At 70.4% G+C, this 18,320-nt stretch carries 19 protein-coding genes; 14 read left to right on the top strand and 5 right to left on the bottom strand.

What is annotated here, in order from left to right; translation table 11 throughout:
* Positions 1–411 precede the first annotated feature (411 nt).
* From AC0680_RS07310 to AC0680_RS07270, 9 genes are all read left to right on the top strand, one after another.
* A complete protein-coding gene (locus AC0680_RS07310) occupies positions 412–717 on the top strand; it encodes a hypothetical protein (RefSeq protein ID WP_393485996.1) in 306 nt (101 codons plus the stop codon).
* Between the two features lie 212 nt (positions 718–929).
* Positions 930–2,114, top strand: coding sequence for an acyl-CoA dehydrogenase family protein (locus AC0680_RS07305; protein ID WP_478625690.1), 1,185 nt, complete (start codon positions 930–932; stop codon positions 2,112–2,114).
* The gene (locus tag AC0680_RS07300; RefSeq protein ID WP_478625688.1) at positions 2,111–3,100 is read left to right on the top strand and encodes a bifunctional MaoC family dehydratase N-terminal/OB-fold nucleic acid binding domain-containing protein; all 990 of its coding nucleotides are present in this window, start codon (positions 2,111–2,113) and stop codon (positions 3,098–3,100) included. The genes AC0680_RS07305 and AC0680_RS07300 overlap by 4 nt, the downstream gene beginning before the upstream one ends.
* A gap of 1 nt (position 3,101) precedes the next feature.
* Positions 3,102–4,187: an acyl-CoA dehydrogenase family protein gene (locus AC0680_RS07295; RefSeq protein WP_478625686.1), complete on the top strand. Its 1,086-nt coding sequence runs from the start codon at positions 3,102–3,104 to the stop codon at positions 4,185–4,187.
* Positions 4,188–4,261: 74 nt separating this feature from the next.
* Positions 4,262–4,636 (top strand): MaoC family dehydratase, encoded by a 375-nt coding sequence (locus tag AC0680_RS07290; RefSeq protein ID WP_478625744.1) that lies wholly within the window; start codon positions 4,262–4,264, stop codon positions 4,634–4,636.
* Positions 4,633–5,799, top strand: a complete 1,167-nt coding sequence (locus AC0680_RS07285) for a lipid-transfer protein (RefSeq protein ID WP_478625684.1) — start codon at positions 4,633–4,635, stop codon at positions 5,797–5,799. The genes AC0680_RS07290 and AC0680_RS07285 overlap by 4 nt, the downstream gene beginning before the upstream one ends.
* A 230-nt stretch (positions 5,800–6,029) precedes the next feature.
* Complete coding sequence (locus AC0680_RS07280) at positions 6,030–6,563, top strand: SigE family RNA polymerase sigma factor (protein WP_384424401.1); 534 nt, start codon at positions 6,030–6,032, stop codon at positions 6,561–6,563.
* Between the two features lie 130 nt (positions 6,564–6,693).
* Entirely contained in the window at positions 6,694–7,626 is a 933-nt protein-coding gene (locus AC0680_RS07275; protein ID WP_478625682.1) for a TIGR03620 family F420-dependent LLM class oxidoreductase, read from the top strand.
* Between the two features lie 171 nt (positions 7,627–7,797).
* Positions 7,798–8,160 carry a peptidoglycan-binding domain-containing protein gene (locus tag AC0680_RS07270; protein WP_478625680.1) on the top strand — a complete coding sequence of 121 codons (363 nt, stop codon included), beginning with the start codon at positions 7,798–7,800 and terminating at the stop codon, positions 8,158–8,160.
* Positions 8,161–8,259: 99 nt separating this feature from the next.
* On the opposite strand, the gene AC0680_RS07265 is transcribed toward AC0680_RS07270, so the two are convergent.
* From AC0680_RS07265 to AC0680_RS07255, 3 genes are all read right to left on the bottom strand, one after another.
* Entirely contained in the window at positions 8,260–8,454 is a 195-nt protein-coding gene (locus tag AC0680_RS07265) for a hypothetical protein (protein ID WP_478625678.1), read from the bottom strand.
* 134 nt (positions 8,455–8,588) lie between these two features.
* A complete protein-coding gene (locus tag AC0680_RS07260) occupies positions 8,589–8,822 on the bottom strand; it encodes a DUF397 domain-containing protein (protein ID WP_478625676.1) in 234 nt (77 codons plus the stop codon).
* A gap of 17 nt (positions 8,823–8,839) precedes the next feature.
* Positions 8,840–9,688: a helix-turn-helix domain-containing protein gene (locus AC0680_RS07255; protein ID WP_478625674.1), complete on the bottom strand. Its 849-nt coding sequence runs from the start codon at positions 9,686–9,688 to the stop codon at positions 8,840–8,842.
* Between the two features lie 113 nt (positions 9,689–9,801).
* On the opposite strand from AC0680_RS07255, the gene AC0680_RS07250 reads away from it, so the two are divergent.
* The 5 genes from AC0680_RS07250 to AC0680_RS07230 all read left to right on the top strand — a co-directional run bounded on the left by AC0680_RS07250 (position 9,802) and on the right by AC0680_RS07230 (position 14,350).
* Positions 9,802–10,212 (top strand): ATP-binding protein, encoded by a 411-nt coding sequence (locus AC0680_RS07250; protein WP_478625672.1) that lies wholly within the window; start codon positions 9,802–9,804, stop codon positions 10,210–10,212.
* A 1,299-nt stretch (positions 10,213–11,511) separates the two neighbouring features.
* Positions 11,512–12,153, top strand: a complete 642-nt coding sequence (locus AC0680_RS07245) for a DUF6313 family protein (protein ID WP_478625671.1) — start codon at positions 11,512–11,514, stop codon at positions 12,151–12,153.
* 119 nt (positions 12,154–12,272) lie between these two features.
* The gene (locus AC0680_RS07240; protein WP_393486025.1) at positions 12,273–12,650 is read left to right on the top strand and encodes a hypothetical protein; all 378 of its coding nucleotides are present in this window, start codon (positions 12,273–12,275) and stop codon (positions 12,648–12,650) included.
* Positions 12,651–12,729: 79 nt separating this feature from the next.
* Positions 12,730–13,695, top strand: coding sequence for a hypothetical protein (locus AC0680_RS07235; protein ID WP_478625669.1), 966 nt, complete (start codon positions 12,730–12,732; stop codon positions 13,693–13,695).
* Between the two features lie 115 nt (positions 13,696–13,810).
* Positions 13,811–14,350, top strand: coding sequence for a GNAT family N-acetyltransferase (locus AC0680_RS07230; RefSeq protein WP_478625668.1), 540 nt, complete (start codon positions 13,811–13,813; stop codon positions 14,348–14,350).
* Between the two features lie 71 nt (positions 14,351–14,421).
* Here AC0680_RS07230 and AC0680_RS07225 read toward each other — a convergent pair whose 3' ends face one another.
* Complete coding sequence (locus AC0680_RS07225) at positions 14,422–15,216, bottom strand: response regulator (protein WP_478625667.1); 795 nt, start codon at positions 15,214–15,216, stop codon at positions 14,422–14,424.
* On the bottom strand, positions 15,213–18,320 hold a 3,108-nt coding region (locus tag AC0680_RS07220; protein WP_478625665.1), incomplete at its 5' end, for a HAMP domain-containing protein. The genes AC0680_RS07225 and AC0680_RS07220, both read right to left, overlap by 4 nt.

Below are 18,320 nucleotides of genomic sequence, written 5' to 3'. Positions count from 1 at the left end.
AAGGGGGGCGTGCGCGAGGGCGCCCGTGCGCCGGGCAGGTGGGCCGGTCGGGTGGGGTCCGTACCCCTTGCGGGGGAAGGGCTCCGGCAGGCCGTTACCTCGCGCAGGGGGGGCGGACGGAGCGAGGTGGCGCGGCAGGGGTTTACCCGGGGTTCCTCATGCTTGCGAGGGAATCGCCCCTTCGTGGCGGGTTCGCCGGGGATTCGTGGGCAATCCTGAGATCGCGACGTCGAGGAAGCATCGTGGTGGTCGGCCAACTACCCGGTGGACAAGCGGAGTTCGTGGAATCCGTGATCCGGGTCGGGCGGGATCGAGCAGGCGGGTCCAGCAGGCCGGGTCCGGCAGCTCAGGCCCAGCAGACCAGATCCAGCAGGTCAGATCCAGAAGTTGTGTTCCGTAGGAGGAATAGACATGGCAAGCACCCGTACTGCCCGCATCATCGCCGTGGCTGCCGCGCTGCCCTTCGCGGTGGCGCTGCTGTCCGGCGTGGCGCAGGCCGACAACGGCGGCTTTGCGAACAACGGGTCGAGTTCGGCGGCGACGAGCCAGACGGGGACTGGCGTCGGCCACAACAACAACGGCAACTCGACCACCGGCCAGCAGGTCGCCAACGGTGCCGGTGCCTCCAACCAGAACAACACCGCGAGCGTGAACGGCTCCGGTTTCACGGACATCGACCAGGACAACACCACCGTGAACTTCACCGAGCTGTGGTGAGCCGGTTCGCCGCCCTGGGGAGTGGCGGCCGAACCGAGGGGTGATGTCGGGGCCGGTGCCGAGAGCGAATGGGGCTGCTCCGGGGTTCAATCGCACCGGCCTTGACAGCGAGCGGGTTTCTGACGGACAGTCAGAAACCCGCTCGCTCGTTCGTACGCCCGGACACCCCTTGCGCGCCGGACGTACGGCCACCAGAAGGGGAGGCCGCCGACGTGCACCTCGCCCCCACCGCGCGCCAGGAGCAATTGCGCACCGAACTCCGTTCGTACTTCGGTACGTTGCTGCCCGACGGGCCGCAGGGGATGGCCGAGGACCCCGAGGCGCAGCGTGCGCTGCTCCGCAGGATCGGCGCCGACGGCATGCTGGGCCTGGGCTGGCCGACCGCGTACGGCGGCGCGGGCCGCGGCCCCGACGAGCAGTTCGTCTTCTTCGACGAGGCCTACCGCGCCGGCGCCCCGGTCTCGATGGTCACCCTCAACACCGTCGGCCCGACCCTCATGAAGTACGGCACACCGCAGCAGAAGGACTACTTCCTGCCGCGGATCCTCAGCGGCGAGATCGTCTTCGCGATCGGCTATACGGAACCGGAGGCCGGCACCGACCTCGCCGCGCTCCGTACCCGCGCGGTGAAGCGGACGGACGCCGAGGACGAGCCCGCCCACTGGCTGATCAACGGAGCCAAGTCCTTCACCAGCAACGCCCACCAGGCCGACTGGATCTGGCTCGCCTGCCGCACCGACCCCGACGCGCCCAAGCACAAGGGCATCTCGATCATCCTCGTGCCCACCGACGCGCCGGGCTTCTCCTGGACCCCGATCGAGACGGTCGGCGGACTGACGACCACCGCCACGTACTACGACGACGTCCGCGTCCCGGCCGGACACCTCGTCGGCGAGGAGAACGCCGGCTGGCAGCTGATCACCAACCAGCTCAACCATGAGCGCGTGGCGTTGGCCGCCCTCGGCATGCAGGCCGAGGACGCCTTCGACGCGGCGCTGGCGTACGCCCGTACGCCCGACCCGGAGTCCGGCGAGCGACCGGCGGACCGCCCCTGGGTGCGGTGCCGGCTCGCCGAGGCACACGCCCGGCTGGCCGCCACCCGCCTGCTGAACTGGCGCCTGGTCGGCGATGTGGGCGCCGGGACGCTGGGCCCCGGTGACGCCAGCGGCGTGAAGTTCGCGGGGACGGAGTCCACCGTCGAGGTCTACCGGATGTGCCAGGAGGTGGTCGGCGACGCCGCCCTGGTGCGGGCCGGTTCGCCGGGCGTCTTCCAGGACGGCGAACTGGAGCGGATGAACCGCGCGGCGCAGATCAACACCTTCGGGGGCGGTGTGAGCGAGGTCCAGCGGGAGATCGTCGCGACGATGCGGTTGGGGATGCGGAGGGGGCGGCGATGAGCGTGCCACACGGTCCGGGCGGGCCGCACGAGCGGTCGAGGACTCACGAACAGGACGAGCTGTACGAGCGGCTGAAGACCTACGAAGGGCGGCCGTCCTCCACCGCTGGGGTCGGAAAGGACCTGGTCAACGCGCCGATGATCAGGCACTGGTGCGAGGCGATGGGCGATGCGAACCCGGCGTACGACGGGCCGGACGCGAGCGCCCCGCCGACCATGCTCCAGGCCTGGACGATGGGCGGGCTGTCGGGCCACACCGACCGCTCGGGGGCGTACGACGAACTGTCCCGGCTGCTGGACGGCGCCGGATACACCTCGATCGTCGCGACGGACTGCGAGCAGGAGTATCTGCGGCCGCTGCGCCCGGGTGACCGGATCACCTTCCGCGGAGTGATCGAGTCGGTGTCCGCGCGCAAGACGACCAAGCTGGGGACCGGCTATTTCGTCACCACGCGGATGGACATCTGGGCGGACGGCGAGCCGGCGGGGACGCACCGCTTCAGGGTCCTCAAGTACGCCCCCGCCGCATCGAGGACTTCATCGAGGACGCCGTCGGGCAGCCCGTCGAGGACGCCCGAGGCCAGACGGCCCCGTCCGGTGGTCAACCGGGACAACGCCGGGTTCTGGGACGGCGTCGCCGGGCACCGGCTGCTGATCCAGCGCTGCGGCGGCTGCGGCGAGCTGCGCTTTCCGTGGCTGCCGGGCTGCGGCGGCTGCGGTTCGCCCGAGTGGGACACGGTCGAGGCGAGCGGCGCCGGCACGGTCTATTCGTACGTCGTGATGCACCATCCGCCCTTCCCGGCCTTCGACCCTCCCTACGCCGTCGGGCTCATCGAACTGGCGGAGGGCGTACGGATGGTCAGCAACGTGATCGGTGTGCCGCACGACAAGGTGCGGATCGGGATGCCCGTGCGGCTTGAGTTCCTGCGGGTGGACGAGGAGTGGGAGTTGCCGGTGTTCCGTCCCGAGGGCGAGGTGGCGGGCTGAGATGGACTTCACGCCCACGGAGGAGCAGCGGGCCGCGAGCGAGCTGGCGGCCGACATCTTCGGCGATCTGTCCACGCCCGAGCGCCTGGCCCGGCTGGGCACCGCCGCCGACGCCGAGCTGTGGAAGGCGCTGTGCGCGGCCGGTCTGCCGGGCGCGGTCGAGGAGACCGGGCTGCTGGGGCTCGCTCTGCTGTTGGAGGAGCAGGGCCGTACGACGGCGCAGGTGCCGTTCGCCGCGACCTGTGTGTACGGCCTGCTGGCGATCGGCGCGCACGGGAGCGCGGAGCAGCGGGCGCGGCTGCTGCCGGGGCTGCGGGCCGGCGAGTCGGTCGTGACCGGCGCGTTCCCGGCCCGGCGTGGTGGCGTACGGACGGACGCGGGGGACGGGACGGGGGCCGCGGCGGGTGCCGGGGCACGGGCCGAGGGGACGGCGCGGCTGACCGGTTCGGTCCCGGTGGTGCCCTGGCTGCGCGAGGCCACGCACGTCCTCGTGCCGGACGCGTCGCGCACGCTGTGGCTGGTGCGCACGGACGACACCGGTGTACGGCGGGAGCCGGTCGAGACCACCGCCCCGTGGTCGGCGGCCCGGCTCACCCTGGACGGCGCGTCCGGAGAGCGGCTGGGCGGGGCCGAGGCCTACCCCGGCACGCTGGCCGCCGCCCGCATCGCCTTCGCCGCCCTCCAGGTCGGGGTCTGCGCCGGCTCCCTCGCCCGCGCCGTGTCCCACACCACCACCCGCGAGCAGTTCGGGCGCCCCCTCTCCACCAACCAGGGCGTCCTGCTGCGGGCCGCCGACGCGTACATGGACACCGAGGCGATACGGGTCACGGCCTACGAGGCGGCCTGGCGGTACGACGAGCGACTGCCCTGCGCCGAGCACGCGCTGACCGCCGCCTGGTGGGCATCCGAGGCGGGCAAGCGCGTGGTGCACACCGGCCAGCATCTGCACGGGGGCATCGGCGCCGACGTCGACCACCCCGTCCACCGGCACTTCCTCTGGGGCCGGCAGCTCGACGCCCATCTCGGCTCGGGATCACAACTCCTCGAAGAACTGGGGGACTTGATGGCAAGCGAGGGTCAGGCGTGACGGCCGGCGGCGCGAGCGGCAGCAGAGCCGGCAGCAAAGCCGGCGGCGAGAGCGGCACCAAGGCCGGTGACGAGCTGCCACCCCTGGAGATCCCCATCACCCGCACCCTGATCGTCGCCGGAGCGCTCGCCTCCCGCGACTACCAGGACGTCCACCACGACACCGAGGCGGCCAAGGACAAGGGCTCCCCGGAGATCTTCATGAACATCCTCACCACCAACGGGCTGGTCGGCCGCTACATCACCGACCACTTCGGGCCCACGGCGGTGCTCCGCGCCGTCGCGATACGACTCGGCGCCCCCAACTACCCCGGCGACACCATGACGTTGACCGGCACGGTCACCGACGTCGACGGCGACACCGCCCGGGTACGGGTCACCGGCGCCAACGCCCTGGGCAACCACGTCACCGGCACGGTCACCGTGAGCCTCCCGGAGGGCACCGCATGAGCCTGCATCGCCCCGACTCGCTGTCCGGACGCGCCGCCATCGCCGGTATCGGCGCGACCGAGTTCTCCAAGGATTCCGGACGCAGCGAACTCAAGCTCGCCGTCGAGGCCGTCCACGCCGCCCTCGACGACGCCGGACTGACACCGGCCGACGTCGACGGCCTGGTCACCTTCACCATGGACACCAGCCCCGAGATCACCGTCGCCCAGGCGGCCGGCATCGGCGAGCTGTCCTTCTTCTCCCGCATCCACTACGGCGGCGGCGCGGCCTGCGCCACCGTCCAGCAGGCGGCCCTGGCCGTCGCCACCGGAATCGCCGAAGTCGTCGTCTGCTACCGCGCGTTCAACGAGCGCTCCGGGCGCCGCTTCGGCTCCGGCGTCCAGGAGCGGCAGCCGTCCGCCGAGGGCGCGGCGCTCGGCTGGAACCTGCCCTTCGGCCTGCTCACCCCCGCCTCCTGGGTCGCGATGGCGGCGCAGCGCTACCTCCACACTTACGGCCTGACCCCGGAGGCGTTCGGGCAGGTCGCCGTCGTCGACCGCCGGCACGCCGCCCGCAACCCGGCCGCGTACTTCTACGGCAAGCCCATCACCCTCGCCGACCACGCCGCCTCCCGCTGGATCGTCGAGCCGCTGCGGCTGCTGGACTGCTGCCAGGAGACGGACGGCGGCCAGGCGATCGTGGTGACCAGCCCCGAGCGGGCCCGCGATCTGCGCCACCCCGCCGCCGTGATCACCGCCGCGGCACAGGGCGCCGGCCGCGCCCAGGAGCAGATGACCAGCTTCTACCGCGACGACCTGACCGGCCTGCCGGAGATGAACGTGGTCGCCCGCCAGCTCTGGCGCACCTCCGGTCTCACCCCCGCCGACATCTCCGTCGCCATCCTCTACGACCACTTCACCCCCTTCGTGCTCATGCAGCTGGAGGAGTTCGGCTTCTGCGCCCCCGGTGAGGCCGCCGACCTCGTCGCCGCGGACACGCTCCCGCTGAACACCCACGGCGGCCAGCTCGGCGAGGCGTACCTGCACGGTATGAACGGCATCGCCGAGGCCGTCCGCCAGCTGCGCGGGACGTCCCCGAACCAGGTCCCCGACGCCGCACATGCGCTGGTCACGGCGGGTACGGGGGTGCCCACGTCGGGGTTGGTCCTGGGCCGGGACGGCTGAGGGGCCCGGGCGGGGACGACTCAGGGCCCGGGTGGGAATAACTCGGGGTCCCGGGTGGGGATGACTCGGGGTCCCGGGTGGGGACGACTCGGGGTCCCGGGCAGGGAGGGCTGAGGGGCCCGTCCCCCCAAAGGAGGTGGGGTGGGCCCTACCCGTACAACTTGAGACGGAGAGCGCTTCGGCACCTGGGGCCGATCCCCCGGACCCCCCTCGCTTCTAGCGTTGAGCCCATGACCACGCCAGTGTGCACAAGAGCTTCGACCGCCGCTGTGTTCCCGTCGTTCTCGTCCTATGTACGGGCCCGGGGGCCGGTCCTGCTGCGCGCCGCGCGGTCGCTGTCCGCCAACCCCAACGACGCCGAGGACCTCCTCCAGACCGCGCTGACCAAGACCTATGTGGCCTGGGAGCGCATCGAGGACCACCGCGCCCTGGACGGCTATGTCCGCCGCGCGCTGATCAACACCCGCACCTCCCAGTGGCGCAAGCGCAAGGTCGAGGAGTTCGCCGTCGACGAGCTCCCCGAGCCGGACCCGCTGCCGGCCCCCGACCCCGCCGAGCTGGAAGGCCTGCGCGACGCGATGTGGCGGGCGGTGATGCGGCTGCCCGCCCGCCAGCGCGCCATGGTCGTCCTCAGGTACTACGAGGACCTGAGCGAGGCCCAGACCGCCGAGGTCATGGAGGTCTCGATCGGCACGGTCAAGAGCGCCGTCTCCCGCGCCCTGGCCAAACTCCGGGAGGACCCGGAGCTGGCCATGATCCGGTAACCCGGAGGACACTCGTGCGCCTGCCCTATGCCAGCGTCAAGAGCGGCCTCCGGGGCGAATAGGCCCGGCATTTTGGCCACCGCACCCCGCGCGCCGGTCGGCCCCGCCCACCTGCCGGTACACACAAGTCATGACCGTCGACCTCGACCATGACGTCCACCCCGACCTCAACGACCTCGACCACGGCCTGAACCTGGGACGCATCGGCGTCTGGAGTCTGGCCTTCACCCACGGGGAGCGCGGCGAGGCCCGCGACGCCGCGGCGGAGCTGGAGGAGCTGGGCTACGGCACGCTCTGGCTCGGCGGCAACCCCGGGGGCAACCCCCGCGGCGATCTCGTCACGACGACCGAACTGCTGGCGGCGACCGAGCGCACGGTGGTCGCGCCCGCCTGCGTCTCCATCTGGCATCAGCCCGCGTCCCAGTTGGCCGCGGCGTACCACGCCGTCCCCGACCGCCGACGCGGACGGCTGCTCCTCGGCCTGGGGGTGAGCCACTCGCAGGTCGAGCAGCGCTACCACCGGCCGTACACGGCGCTCAGCGGCTATCTCGACGCGCTGGACGGCTCGACACCGCCGCTCCCCAGGGCGAGGCGGTTCCTCGGCGCGCATGGTCCGAGGATGACCCGGCTCGCCGCCACCCGGACCGCCGGCGTCCAGCCGCACCTCACCGTCGCCGACCACACCGCCCACACCCGCAAACTCCTCGGCGCCGGCCCGCTGCTGGCTCCCGCCGTGTCGGTGATCCCGGAGACCAGCCCGTCGACCGCCCGCGCCACGGCCCGCGCCGCCCTCGCCCCGTACCTCGCCCAGCCGAACTACGCCAACAACTGGCTGCGCTCCGGCTTCACCACGGACGACCTCGCGGCACACGGCAGCGACCGCCTCGTCGACGCCGTCTTCGCCTGGGGCACCCCCGAGCGGATCGCCGCCCGCATCGCCGAACGGTTCGCCGCGGGCGCCGACCACGTGGCTGTCCAGGTCGTCACGGACGGCCGCCGCCCGTACGCCTTCCCGCGCACGGCATGGCGCACGCTGGCCGAGTCACTCCTCAACGCCTCGTGAAATACGGCCTGTTGGGTGGAACGCGTCCGTGGTGCCACGTGTTTCCGCGCCATGTCACCCACAAGGGGTGTAAGTGGGCGGCAGCGGCGTAGCGGCCCATTCCCGAAGCCAGCCTCCTTGTGGAGCTCCTGACCGGGAGATCTACAAGGACCTGGGGGGAAGGAACCTCACATGCGTACACGACAGCGCGCCGTCTTCGCTGCGGCAGCTGCCTTGAGCGGGCTGCTCCTGACACTGGCCCCGGCCGCCTCCGCCACGCCGGTCGAGGCACGGGGCACCACGGCTGTGGCCGACGCGGCCGGATACTGCGGCTACTACGACGGCTCTGCCACCACCCGGCGCGGTGACATTGGCGACCGCGTCAGGGAGATCCAGTGCCTGATCAACGCTTGGAACGGCGGCTCACCACTGGCCGTTGACGGGGGCTTCGGCCCGCGTACGGAGAGCTGGGTGGTGTACTTCCAGGACGTGAACGGTCTCCAGGTGGACGGCGTCGTCGGCCCGCAGACCTGGGACGCACTGCGCGCGGTGTGACTGGCACTGCCGAATCGAGCCTGTCCGATCAGGCGCTGCTTCATGACCCGTCGGACAGACCCTGACAACCGGGCCGGGGGTGGTGATCGCCCCTGGCCCTCACTCGCTTTCGGCGCTGGCGTCCGTCGTCGTGGTCGTGGTTGTGGGTGTGCCGGTGGCCTCGGCCGATGCGGGTGCCGGGGCGCCGCCCTCGGCCGCTGCCAGGCTCTCGCGGCGCTTCCGCGCCAGTTCCGCGGCGAACTTCTCGGACTGTAGCCGCATTTCCGCTTCTGCCTTCAGGTCGAACTGCCGCACCGTGGCTCCCCCTTCTGCCGTTTGCCGACAGCGTTCCCGCCACGGCCGCGCCGACCCCGTAGGCGGCACGAAGGAAGCCCTCGGCAGTTGCACGCCCGGCGGCTACGCGCCGTCGCGCACGACCCGGCGCACGGTCAGCGCGCGGAGTCGGCGGCGTACGCGACGAAGTCGGCCCAGGTGGCCGGCGGGAGGTGCAGCCGAGGCCCGTCGGGGTTCTTGGAGTCCCGGATGTGGATGGTGGAGGGGGTGGCGGCGACTTCGATGCAGTCGGGCTCGTTGCCATTGCCGCTGTAGCTGCTCTTGGTCCAGGCGACCTCGATGCAGTCGTGGCCATCGCTGCTGTCGCTGTAGCTGCTCTTGGTCCACATGCCAGTAGGCCGGAGCGTCATGTCTCTCCCCGCAGTTTCTCGATGAAAGCCAGTGACTCCCGTGGAGTGAGAGCCTGGGCCCGGATGATGCCATAGCGCAGCTCAAGGATCCGGATCTCCTTTGGGTCGGAGATCGTCCTACCAGCGAACGCACCGTCGGAATGCCCGACGGCCGTACCGTCGGCGAACTTCAGCACCTGAATCCGACCGTTCATCCCGGCATGGTCATCGCTGTCGGTCGGCATCACCTGGATTTCGACATTCCGCAACTGACCTACCTCCAACAGGCGTTCGAGTTGTCGCCGCAGCACCATTGTGCCTCCGATGGGCCGGCGCAGAGTCACCTCTTCTTGGACGAAGGTGAGTGCAGGGGCCGGCGACCTATCGAAGATGCTCCGCCGCGCCATGCGGGCAGCCACCAGCCTGTCCATCTGGTCCTGCGAATAGGCAGGCCTCCAGGTCTCGAACAGCGCCCGTGTGTACTCCTCCGTCTGCAACAGGCCGTGCAGGTTGTGGTTGCCGTATGCGCCGAGCTCCACTGCCTCGGCCTCCCACTTGGCCAGATCTCGCACTTTCTTGGGGTACCGGGCCTGCTCCAGGTCCTTCTTCATCGCGGCGATCTTTCCGCCTGCGCCAAGCACCTCGTCGGCCATGTCGAGGAACTCCGGGCGAGGGATCCGTGCACCGCGCTCGATCTTGTAGATCAGGTTGTCGCTGTACCCCATGGACTCCCCGAATTCGGCTGGGCGCAGCCCTGCGGCCTCCCGCCACAGTTTGAGCTGGCGCCCTACAGCCCCGACGACAGCCTTGGAATCGTCGTCCTGTTCGAGGTCCCAACCAGCCTCGTCGGCCCCGTCAACGCTCATCCGCCTTCCCCTCCCGGACAGCGGGGACACCCTGGGACACCCCAGGGGACAGTCACCGCGCGTACCTGTGCAATTACTGGTCAGCGTAGATACCCGCGACCACGCTGAGTGACATGAATCAGCAAACTGCCGAGCCCAAGCTGCAGTTCAGGGTCCAGCTGTCGGCCACCCGTCGAGGGGCCCGCCTTGCGCGGCTTCTCGCTGTCGAGCAACTCCGGGTCTGGGGCGTGCCGTTCGAGCGCCCCGCTCAGGTCGTCGCCGAGCTGGCCGCGAACGCCGCCTCTCACGGACGCGTACGGGGGCGCGACTTCAGGATCGTGCTGTCCTTTGACGCGGACACGCTCCGTGTCGAGCTGGTGGACGCGCGCCCGGACCGGATCCCGGTCCAACAGGCTCCGGGTGTAGGGGAGTCGGGGTACGGCCTGATCCTCGTGGACGCGCTCGCTGATCGATGGGGGACCTGGCCTGGGCCTGTGCCCTGCAAGACGGTCTGGGCGGAGTTCGACCTGCCGCCATGGGGCTGAAGGCCGGGAACTGGGCTGGCGGTGCCACTGGCCGTAAAAGACCAAATAACCCCAGGTGAAAAGAACCAACCCACCAAACCCCACCGGGGGACCGCATGTCCGTCACTCGCTCGGGTGATCGAGTGGCGGAGGGCTCGCCTCCGCTCGTCCCGCCGTTGCACTCTCGGTAGCAGGAACACCACACACCGCAGACATGCGACGGCCCTCGACTGGGACGGGCATCCCGGACCGAGGGCCTGACCACCAAGGAAGAGAAGGCTTCCTGATGGCTAAGCCGCAGCTTAACGCGCCTTCGCGCGCCCAGTACGTCGTTCGACGATCCACCTCCGGAGTCCGCAAGGTGACTGAATTCCAGCAACCAGGCTTCACCATCATCGGCAACCATCTCGCCCAGCACAGTGAGCTGTCGTTCCTCGCCAGAGGGCTCGCCACGTACATCCAGTCGCTTCCCGAGGGTGCACCGGTCGATATCCGGACGCTCGCACGGCAGTCCCGCGAAGGGCGGGATCGCATCGCAGGCGCCCTGCGGGAGTTAGAAGCGTACGGCTACTTGGAGCGGATTCGGCAGCGGAACGATCAAGGGCGGCTCGTCACCGTAACCATCTCGTACAACAACCCTGAAGCCACCCGCGCTCGTCGCGCCCGCGAGGCCGCCGCCCGTTCCGTTCGCCGGAGCGCAGCCGAACCAGCCCCTGAGGAGCCCGCCCCATCGGCGGCCCCCAAGCTCCCGCCCGCACCGAAGACACCCCCACCCGCCCTCCCCCAACCCCGCGACCAGCACAAACATCACCCCGCCGCGTCCGCTCTGCTGGCGAACCTGCGGCGGGACGACCCCCGTCTGCTGCTCTCCGTGCAGGACGTCCAGCGCCTCGCTCCGGCCGTCGCCGCCTGGCTGGAACGCGGTGTTGCCCCGGACTCCGTACGCCGGGCGCTGACCACGGGGCTTCCGCAGCCCCTCCGCAGTCCCGCAGCCCTGGTCGCCCACCGTCTCGCCGAAGGGCTGCCGCCACCCCTCGCGCCAGTGGCTCCCGCCGGCCCCGCGCGTGCCCGGCTCCTCCCGTTCCAGACCTGCGACGGCTGCGAACGTGCCTTCCGCTCCCCGGCGCCCGGCCGTTGTCGGGACTGCCGCCAAAGAGCCGCGGAGGAGCCGCGGCGGCCCCAGTGGGAACAGGTGTCCAGCGACGCCAACTCCCCTGACCAGCCTGGTGATTGTGAGGTTCCAACGCGTCCCGAATGTCTAGACTCGGGGCATTGAGCGAGGCAATGGGGGCGTAGTTGAACAACCCGATTCCTATACCCATGTCTTTGGCGCTGCCGCCGACGCGCCCCATGGGGAGGTTGCGACGGCTCTGGCGCTCCAGAAAGGCGCTGGCGGGCCTGACGCAGTGGATCATCGACTGGGGGCTGCCCTTCGCGGCGGGCATCAGCGTGCTGTACGTCTTCGCCGCCCGGGCGGCGAGCCCCGGCAAGGTGTACAGGACGTTCACCCTGATCGATCCGCCGGAGCACGCGCTGCTGTGGCTGGCGTCCGTCATCGGCTGGCTGGCCGTCCCGGCCGTCCTCGGTGGGGTGGCCGGTCATGTGATCGCCACCCGTATCCAGAGCGTGAAGTCCATCGCGACGAGCACGCTGTTCCAGCGGCGCGGCTGGGGGGACAGGCTCAGGCCGCCGTCGCGGATCGACTACCTGGGGAGCTACTTCCACGGGACGCTGGCGGAGCAGGTCTTCGTCGACGCCTTCGTGCGGATCGCGCATCGCAACGACTGGGTCAAGGCCCAGGACCATTGGGAAGTCATCATCAGGGACACGATGAGTACGCAGCAGTTCTCCAAGCTCGACCGTCACGAGTGCCTGCGGCAGGCGCAGGACGCGACGCTCATCCATATGCGGCCGCCGGCGCTGGTCGGGCTGTGTGCGGTGTGTGTCGCCCGGAAGCCGTGAGGGCCGTGGCGATGCGCCGTACCGGGCGTGGGCCTGGATGTGGACGTGGGCCTGGATGTGGACGTGGGCGTGGGTGTGGACTTCGGGTGTGGGCGTAGCGGAGAGGGTGGCGGTGGCTGATGCAGGCGGAGAGTGCGGTGGAGATCGTCCGGGCCTCGCTGGCCCTGGCGTTTCCCACCGCTACGGATGAGGGCCTGACCAGGGCCGCGGAACTGGTGCTGCGCTGGGGCTCCGAAGGGGTGGGGGTCCAGCTGGAGCCGGATCTGGCGGAGCGGATGCTGCTCGACCTGATGGCGGTCGCGGGCCAGGAGCCGCGCGAGTTCGAGGCCGCCCGGGCGCCGCGTACCGATCTCACCTATGTGGAGCCGGCGGCGAGCCGTGCGTGGAGCCGTACGGCCGAGACGCGGGACGACGGGCTGCCGTTCATTCCCCGGCCGCCCGAGCGTCCGGGGCGGGGCCGGTTCCGCGGCGGGTGGGGCCGGGGCGGGCGCGGTTGAGCCGTAGGGGGCCCGTAGGGAGCCGTGGGGGAGCCGACCCGCAGGGGCGTTGTCAGTGGCGTCCGCTTGAATGCCTGCCATGAGCGAGCAGAACGGCCGGGGCGTGCCGCACGAACGGCCCGAGCTTGATGAGTTCCTTGCGGTCGTCCATCGCCTGGCCTGGACGGATGCGGGCGATCTGCAGTGTGAGGAGGCGGGGCACCCGGCGGAGCACGTGTGTCTGTGGGCGCCTTCGGACGGGGCCGGCTTCGCCGACCTCCACGAGGCCCTCAGTGGACGCTACGGGCAGCCGCGCAACCTCGTGATGGACGGGTTCACCGATCCGACCCTGACCCGGCGAACGGGGCTGGGGCTCCTGGCTCCCTTCGGCGAGCGGCTCGTCGAGATGCGTGCGTGGGCGCACGGGGGCCGGTGGATCGGCTGCGGTACGGCCCGTTTCGACGACGGCATACGGCCCGTGGCGCTCGTCGCGGAGGGACGGGAATCGGCAGCGGAAATGCCGGAAGGAGCTTCCTGGTTGGACGGGGTCGTCGCCGTCACGGGGTGGGACGTCACCAGCGCGCGCACGGTCGACTGGGCGGGGACCGAGGGCCGGCTCGGAACGGCTCTTCCCGGTGACTACAAACGCCTCGTCGAACTGTTCGGGGACGGCGCCTTCGACGACTACCTCCAGATCCACATACCCGGCGCCTGCTTCCAGAGCACCGACATCGTCCGGCACACCGAGTGGTTGAGCCAGTGGGCGAGTGCGAGCAGGAGCGGTCTGTGGGAGCCGTACGAGCTGTACCCGACCCCTGGCGGGCTGCTGCAGTGGGCGAGCACCGAGCAGGCCGACCAGTTCTACTGGCTGACCGAAGGCGCCGACCCTGACAGATGGCCCATCCTGATCACGGAGGACATCCCTGATTCCTGGGTGCGTTTCGACGGTACGACCAGCGAGTTCGTCTACCGCATGCTCACCGACCGGCAGCACCCGTTCTCCACGGCCCGATACTTCGACAGCCACTGGTTCGCGAGTTACGGGAGTGGCGAGGACGAAGGCTAGGGGGCATGCCCCTCAGGGGGCCGGGGGCCGGGGGCCGGGGGCCGGGGCCGGGGGGCGGTACAACCGGAAGAAAAAGAGATTGCCTCGGCGCCATGGCTCGCGTTGGCTGGGCAGCATGGCTGAACTGCGTACCGATCGCCTCGTCCTGCGCCGTTGGCGTGACTCCGATCTCGAACCGTGGGCGGCGATGAATGCCGATCCCGAGGTTCGGGAGCACTTGGGCGACCTGCTCACCCGCGAACAGAGCGATGCCTGCGTGGCGCGGTTCCAGGCCGAGTTCGACCGGCGGGGCTACGGGTGGTGGGCGGTCGAGGTGCAGGCCACGGGCGAGTTCATCGGCTTCGCGGGCCTGGACGACGTGGACGAGGACATGCCGTTCACAGGAGTGGAGATCGGCTGGCGGCTCGCCCGCTCGGCCTGGGGTCAGGGCTACGCCACAGAGGCCGCGCTGACGGTCCTGGCCCATGGCTTCGACCGGCTCGAGCTGCCCGAGATCGTCGCTGTCACGACGGCCACCAACCATCGTTCGCAGGCGGTGATGCGCCGGATCGGCATGACCCGGGACCCGGCCGACGACTTCGAGGACCTCTCCGAGCCCGAAGGGCCGCTGCGGCCGAACGTGCTGTTCCGCATCTCCCGCGGCGCGAGGAGCTGACGCTCTCCGCTCATCGGGCCCGGTCTCCTCGGGCCCGGTCTCCTCGGGCCCGGTCTCGCCGGGGCGTGCGTCTACCCGGTCCGGTTGGTCAGCAGCCGTCCCACCGCCTCTTCCAACTGTGCGATGCGGTCGGCCAGATCGGACGCCGCGTCCCCTTCCGGCTCGCCGCCGTGCGCCTCGCCGCGGTCCGTCTCGTCGCCGCCGGCCTCCGGGCCCGACTCATGGCCCGCCCTGTCCCGCAGGAGGAATTCGAGCTGGGCGAGCTGGGCGGCGACCTCCGCCAGGCGGGTGGTCTCGGTGGACGGGGCGGCGGCCGCGGGCGGCTCGCCCAGCTCCTCGGTCGCGTGGCCCTGCGGTGCACCGGACGCCTGCGAGGCTTCCGGGGTATCCGCCGCCGGGCCGCCGGGGCGGCCGCCGTCCGAGGTCAGCAGCCGCTTCAACTGTTCTGCCTGGGCGGCCAGTTGGCGGTTCTTGCGGTGCAGTTCGAGGAAGACGTTCACCTTCGTCCGCAGCAGCCACGGATCGAAGGGCTTGATGAGGAAGTCGGCGGCACCGACCGTGTAGCCGCGGTAGGCGTAGTTGGGGTCGACCGAGGCGCCGGTCAGCAGGATGATCGGGACGTCCTTCGTCTGGTCCAGCCCCTTGATGTTGGCCGCCGTCTCGAAGCCGTTCATGCCCGGCATCAGGACGTCGATGAGCACCACGGCGAACTCCTCGCGGAGCATCGCCTTGAGGGCCTCCTCGCCGGAGCGGGCACGGACGACCTTCTGGGTGAGGGAGCCGAGGACCGCCTCCAGCGCCACCAGGTTCTCCTCCATGTCGTCGACGATGAGGATGCTCGGCGCGGTGTCCGGTGTCGTCGTCATGGCCGCTGCCCCGCCGTTCCCCGGTCGTCCCGGTCCGTGCCGGCGGAATCGGCCTCGTCGCTGGTGGCGGGGCCGGGGCCCGGCGTGCCGCTCTCGGGGTCCAGGAGGGCGCAGATCACGGACAGCAGGCGGTCCACGTCCACCGGTTTGGGGATGTAGTCGTTGGCCCCGCTGTCGATCGCCTTCTCCCGGTCGCCCGGCATGGCCTTCGCGGTGAGGGCGATGATCGGCAGGTCCGCGAAGCGGGGGGCTTGCCGGATCGCCTTGATCATCTCGTAACCGTCCATTTCGGGCATCATGATGTCCATCAGCACCAGCGACACGTCCGGCGTCCGGTCCAGGACCTCCAGGCCCTCGCGGCCGTTCTCGGCGTACTTCACGCGGATGCCGACCCGGCCCAGTACGTGGGTGAGCGCGAAGACATTGCGGATGTCGTCGTCGACGATGAGGATCCGGCGGTTGGCCAGCACCTGGCCGGGGCGCCCGCTGAGCCAGTCCTTGAGGCGGGTGGTCTCGGGCCAGGTGACATCGCCGCCGTCGCCGGTGCGGGGTCCCGCATGGGGCGCCGGTTCGTGCTCGCGCACTTCCTCGGTGGCGAAGACGTCGCCCCGTGACGAGCCCTGGTCGGGCCTGATCACGGGCCTGGGCCGGGTGGTGAGCTGTTCGGCGAGGACGGGGCGGGGCGTGGGGGCGGAGCCGTCGCCGAGGGCGGGGAGCGGGGTGGTGTAGCGGGCCGGCACGTACAGGGTGAAGGTCGAGCCGACGTCGGGCTCGCTCTCCGCGGTGATCCGTCCGCCGAGCAGCGCCGCCATGTCGCGGCTGATGGACAGGCCGAGGCCGGTGCCGCCGTACTTGCGGTTGGTGGTGCCCTCGGACTGCTGGAACGCCTCGAAGATGTCGTCGAGTTTCTCGGGCGGGATGCCGATCCCGGTGTCCTTGACGGAGAAGGCGAGGACGTCGTCGGCGGTGCGCAGGGACTCCTCCTCGAACTCGCTTCCCGGTACGCGCCGGACGCGGAGTTCCACGCCGCCGGAGGAGGTGAACTTGACGGCGTTGGACAGCAGGTTGCGCAGGATCTGCTGCAGGCGCTGCTCGTCGGAGAACAGCTCCTTGGGGACGTCGTCGCCGACCTGGACGTCGAAGGTGAGGCCGCGGTCGAGGGTGAGCGGCTTGAAGGTCGCCCGGACGTAGTCGAGGAGTTTGATGAGGGGGAGCGGCTTGGGATGGACGTCCATCCTGCCCGCCTCGATCTTCGACAGGTCGAGGATGTCGTTGATCAGCTGGAGGAGGTCGGAGCCGGCGCGGTGGATGGTGACGGCGAACTCCACCTCCTGCGCGTTGAGCCGGCCCTCGGGGTTGTCGGCGAGGAGCCGGGAGAGCACCAGCAGGGAGTTCAGTGGGGTGCGCAGCTCGTGCGACATGTTCGCCAGGAATTCGGACTTGTACTGGGACGAGGTCGCGAGCAGTGCGGCCTTCTCCTCCAGCTCGGCGTTGGTCAGCTGCAGCTCGTCGGAGCGCTGGCGGAGCTCGGCGGTCAGCCGCTGGGACTCCGAAAGGAGCGACTCGGTACGGGCGTTGGCGATGATGGTGTTGATCGAGACGCCGATGGTGTTCACGAACTGGTCGATGAAGGCCAGGTGCACCTCGCTGAAGCGGCTGAAGGAGGCCAGCTCGATGACGCCCAGCACCTGGTCCTCGAAGAGGACCGGGAGGACGACGATGCTGGCGGGGGCGGCGGCGCCGAGGCCGGAGCTGATGGTGATGTAGTCGGGCGGTACGGCGTCGACGACGATGCGCTTCTTCTCCATGGCGGACTGGGTGATCAGGCCCCAGCCGGGGGAGCCCATCCGCAGTCGCGGCAGCCGGCGGTGGGCCTCGGGCTGGCCGGTGCCGTAACCGGCGATGAGTTCGAGCCCCTCACCCGGCTCGGCACCCGCCTCGGCCAGGAAGAACGCGCCGAACTGCGCGTTCACCAGAGGGGTCAGCTCGCGCAGGATCAGGTCGGCGACCTCGACCAGGTCGCGGTGGCCCTGCATCAGGCTGGCGATACGGGCCAGGTTGGACTCCAGCCAGTCCTTGGCGCGGGTGGTCTCGCGGAGGTTGGCGACCATCAGGTTGATGTTGTTCTTCAGCGCGGCGACCTCGCCCTGGGCCTCCACGGAGATCGAGCCGGACATGTCGCCCTGGGTGACCGCGCTGGCCACCTCGGCGATCGCGCGGACCTGCGTCGTCAGGTTGAGCGCCAGGTCGTTGACGCTGGTGGTCAGGCGCTTCCAGGTGCCGTAGACGCCCTCGACCCGGGCCTGGCCGCCCAACTGGCCCTCGCTGCCGACCTCGCGGGCCACGCGGGTGACCTCGGAGGAGAACGAGGAGAGGGTGTCGACCATCGTGTTGATGGTCGTCTTCAGTTCCAGGATCTCGCCGCGGGCGTCGACGTCGATCTTCTTCGACAGGTCGCCCTTGGCGACCGCGGTGGCGACCTGGGCGATGTTGCGGACCTGGGACGTCAGGTTGTCGGCCATGAAGTTGACGTTGTCGGTGAGGTTCTTCCAGACGCCGGACACGCCGTGGACCTGGGCGCGGCCGCCCAGCCGGCCCTCGGTGCCGACCTCGCGGGCCACCCGGGTCACCTCGTCCGCGAACGCCCGCAGCTGCTGAACCATGGTGTTGACGGTGTCCTTCAGCTCCAGGATCTCGCCGCGGGCGTCGACGTCGATCTTCTTCGACAGGTCCCCGTTGGCCACCGCCGTGGTGACCTGGGCGATGTTGCGCACCTGGGAGGTCAGGTTCAGCGCCATGAAGTTGACGTTGTCGGTGAGGTCCTTCCAGACCCCGGAGACCCCCCTGACCTGCGCCTGACCGCCCAGGTTGCCTTCGGTGCCGACCTCGCGGGCGACGCGGGTGACCTCGTCGGCGAAGGCCGAGAGCTGGTCGACCATCGTGTTGATCGTGGTCTTGAGCTCCAGGATCTCGCCCTTGGCCTCGACGGTGATCGTCTTGCCGAGGTCGCCCTCGGCGACGGCGGTGGCGACCAGGGCGATGTTGCGGACCTGGGACGTCAGGTTGTCGGCCATGAAGTTGACGCTCTCGGTGAGGTCCTTCCA

Source organism: Streptomyces sp. NPDC043738, assembly GCF_056436545.1.
Note: the sequence above shows the minus strand (reverse complement) of the source record. Positions and strands in the feature narration are given on the sequence as shown.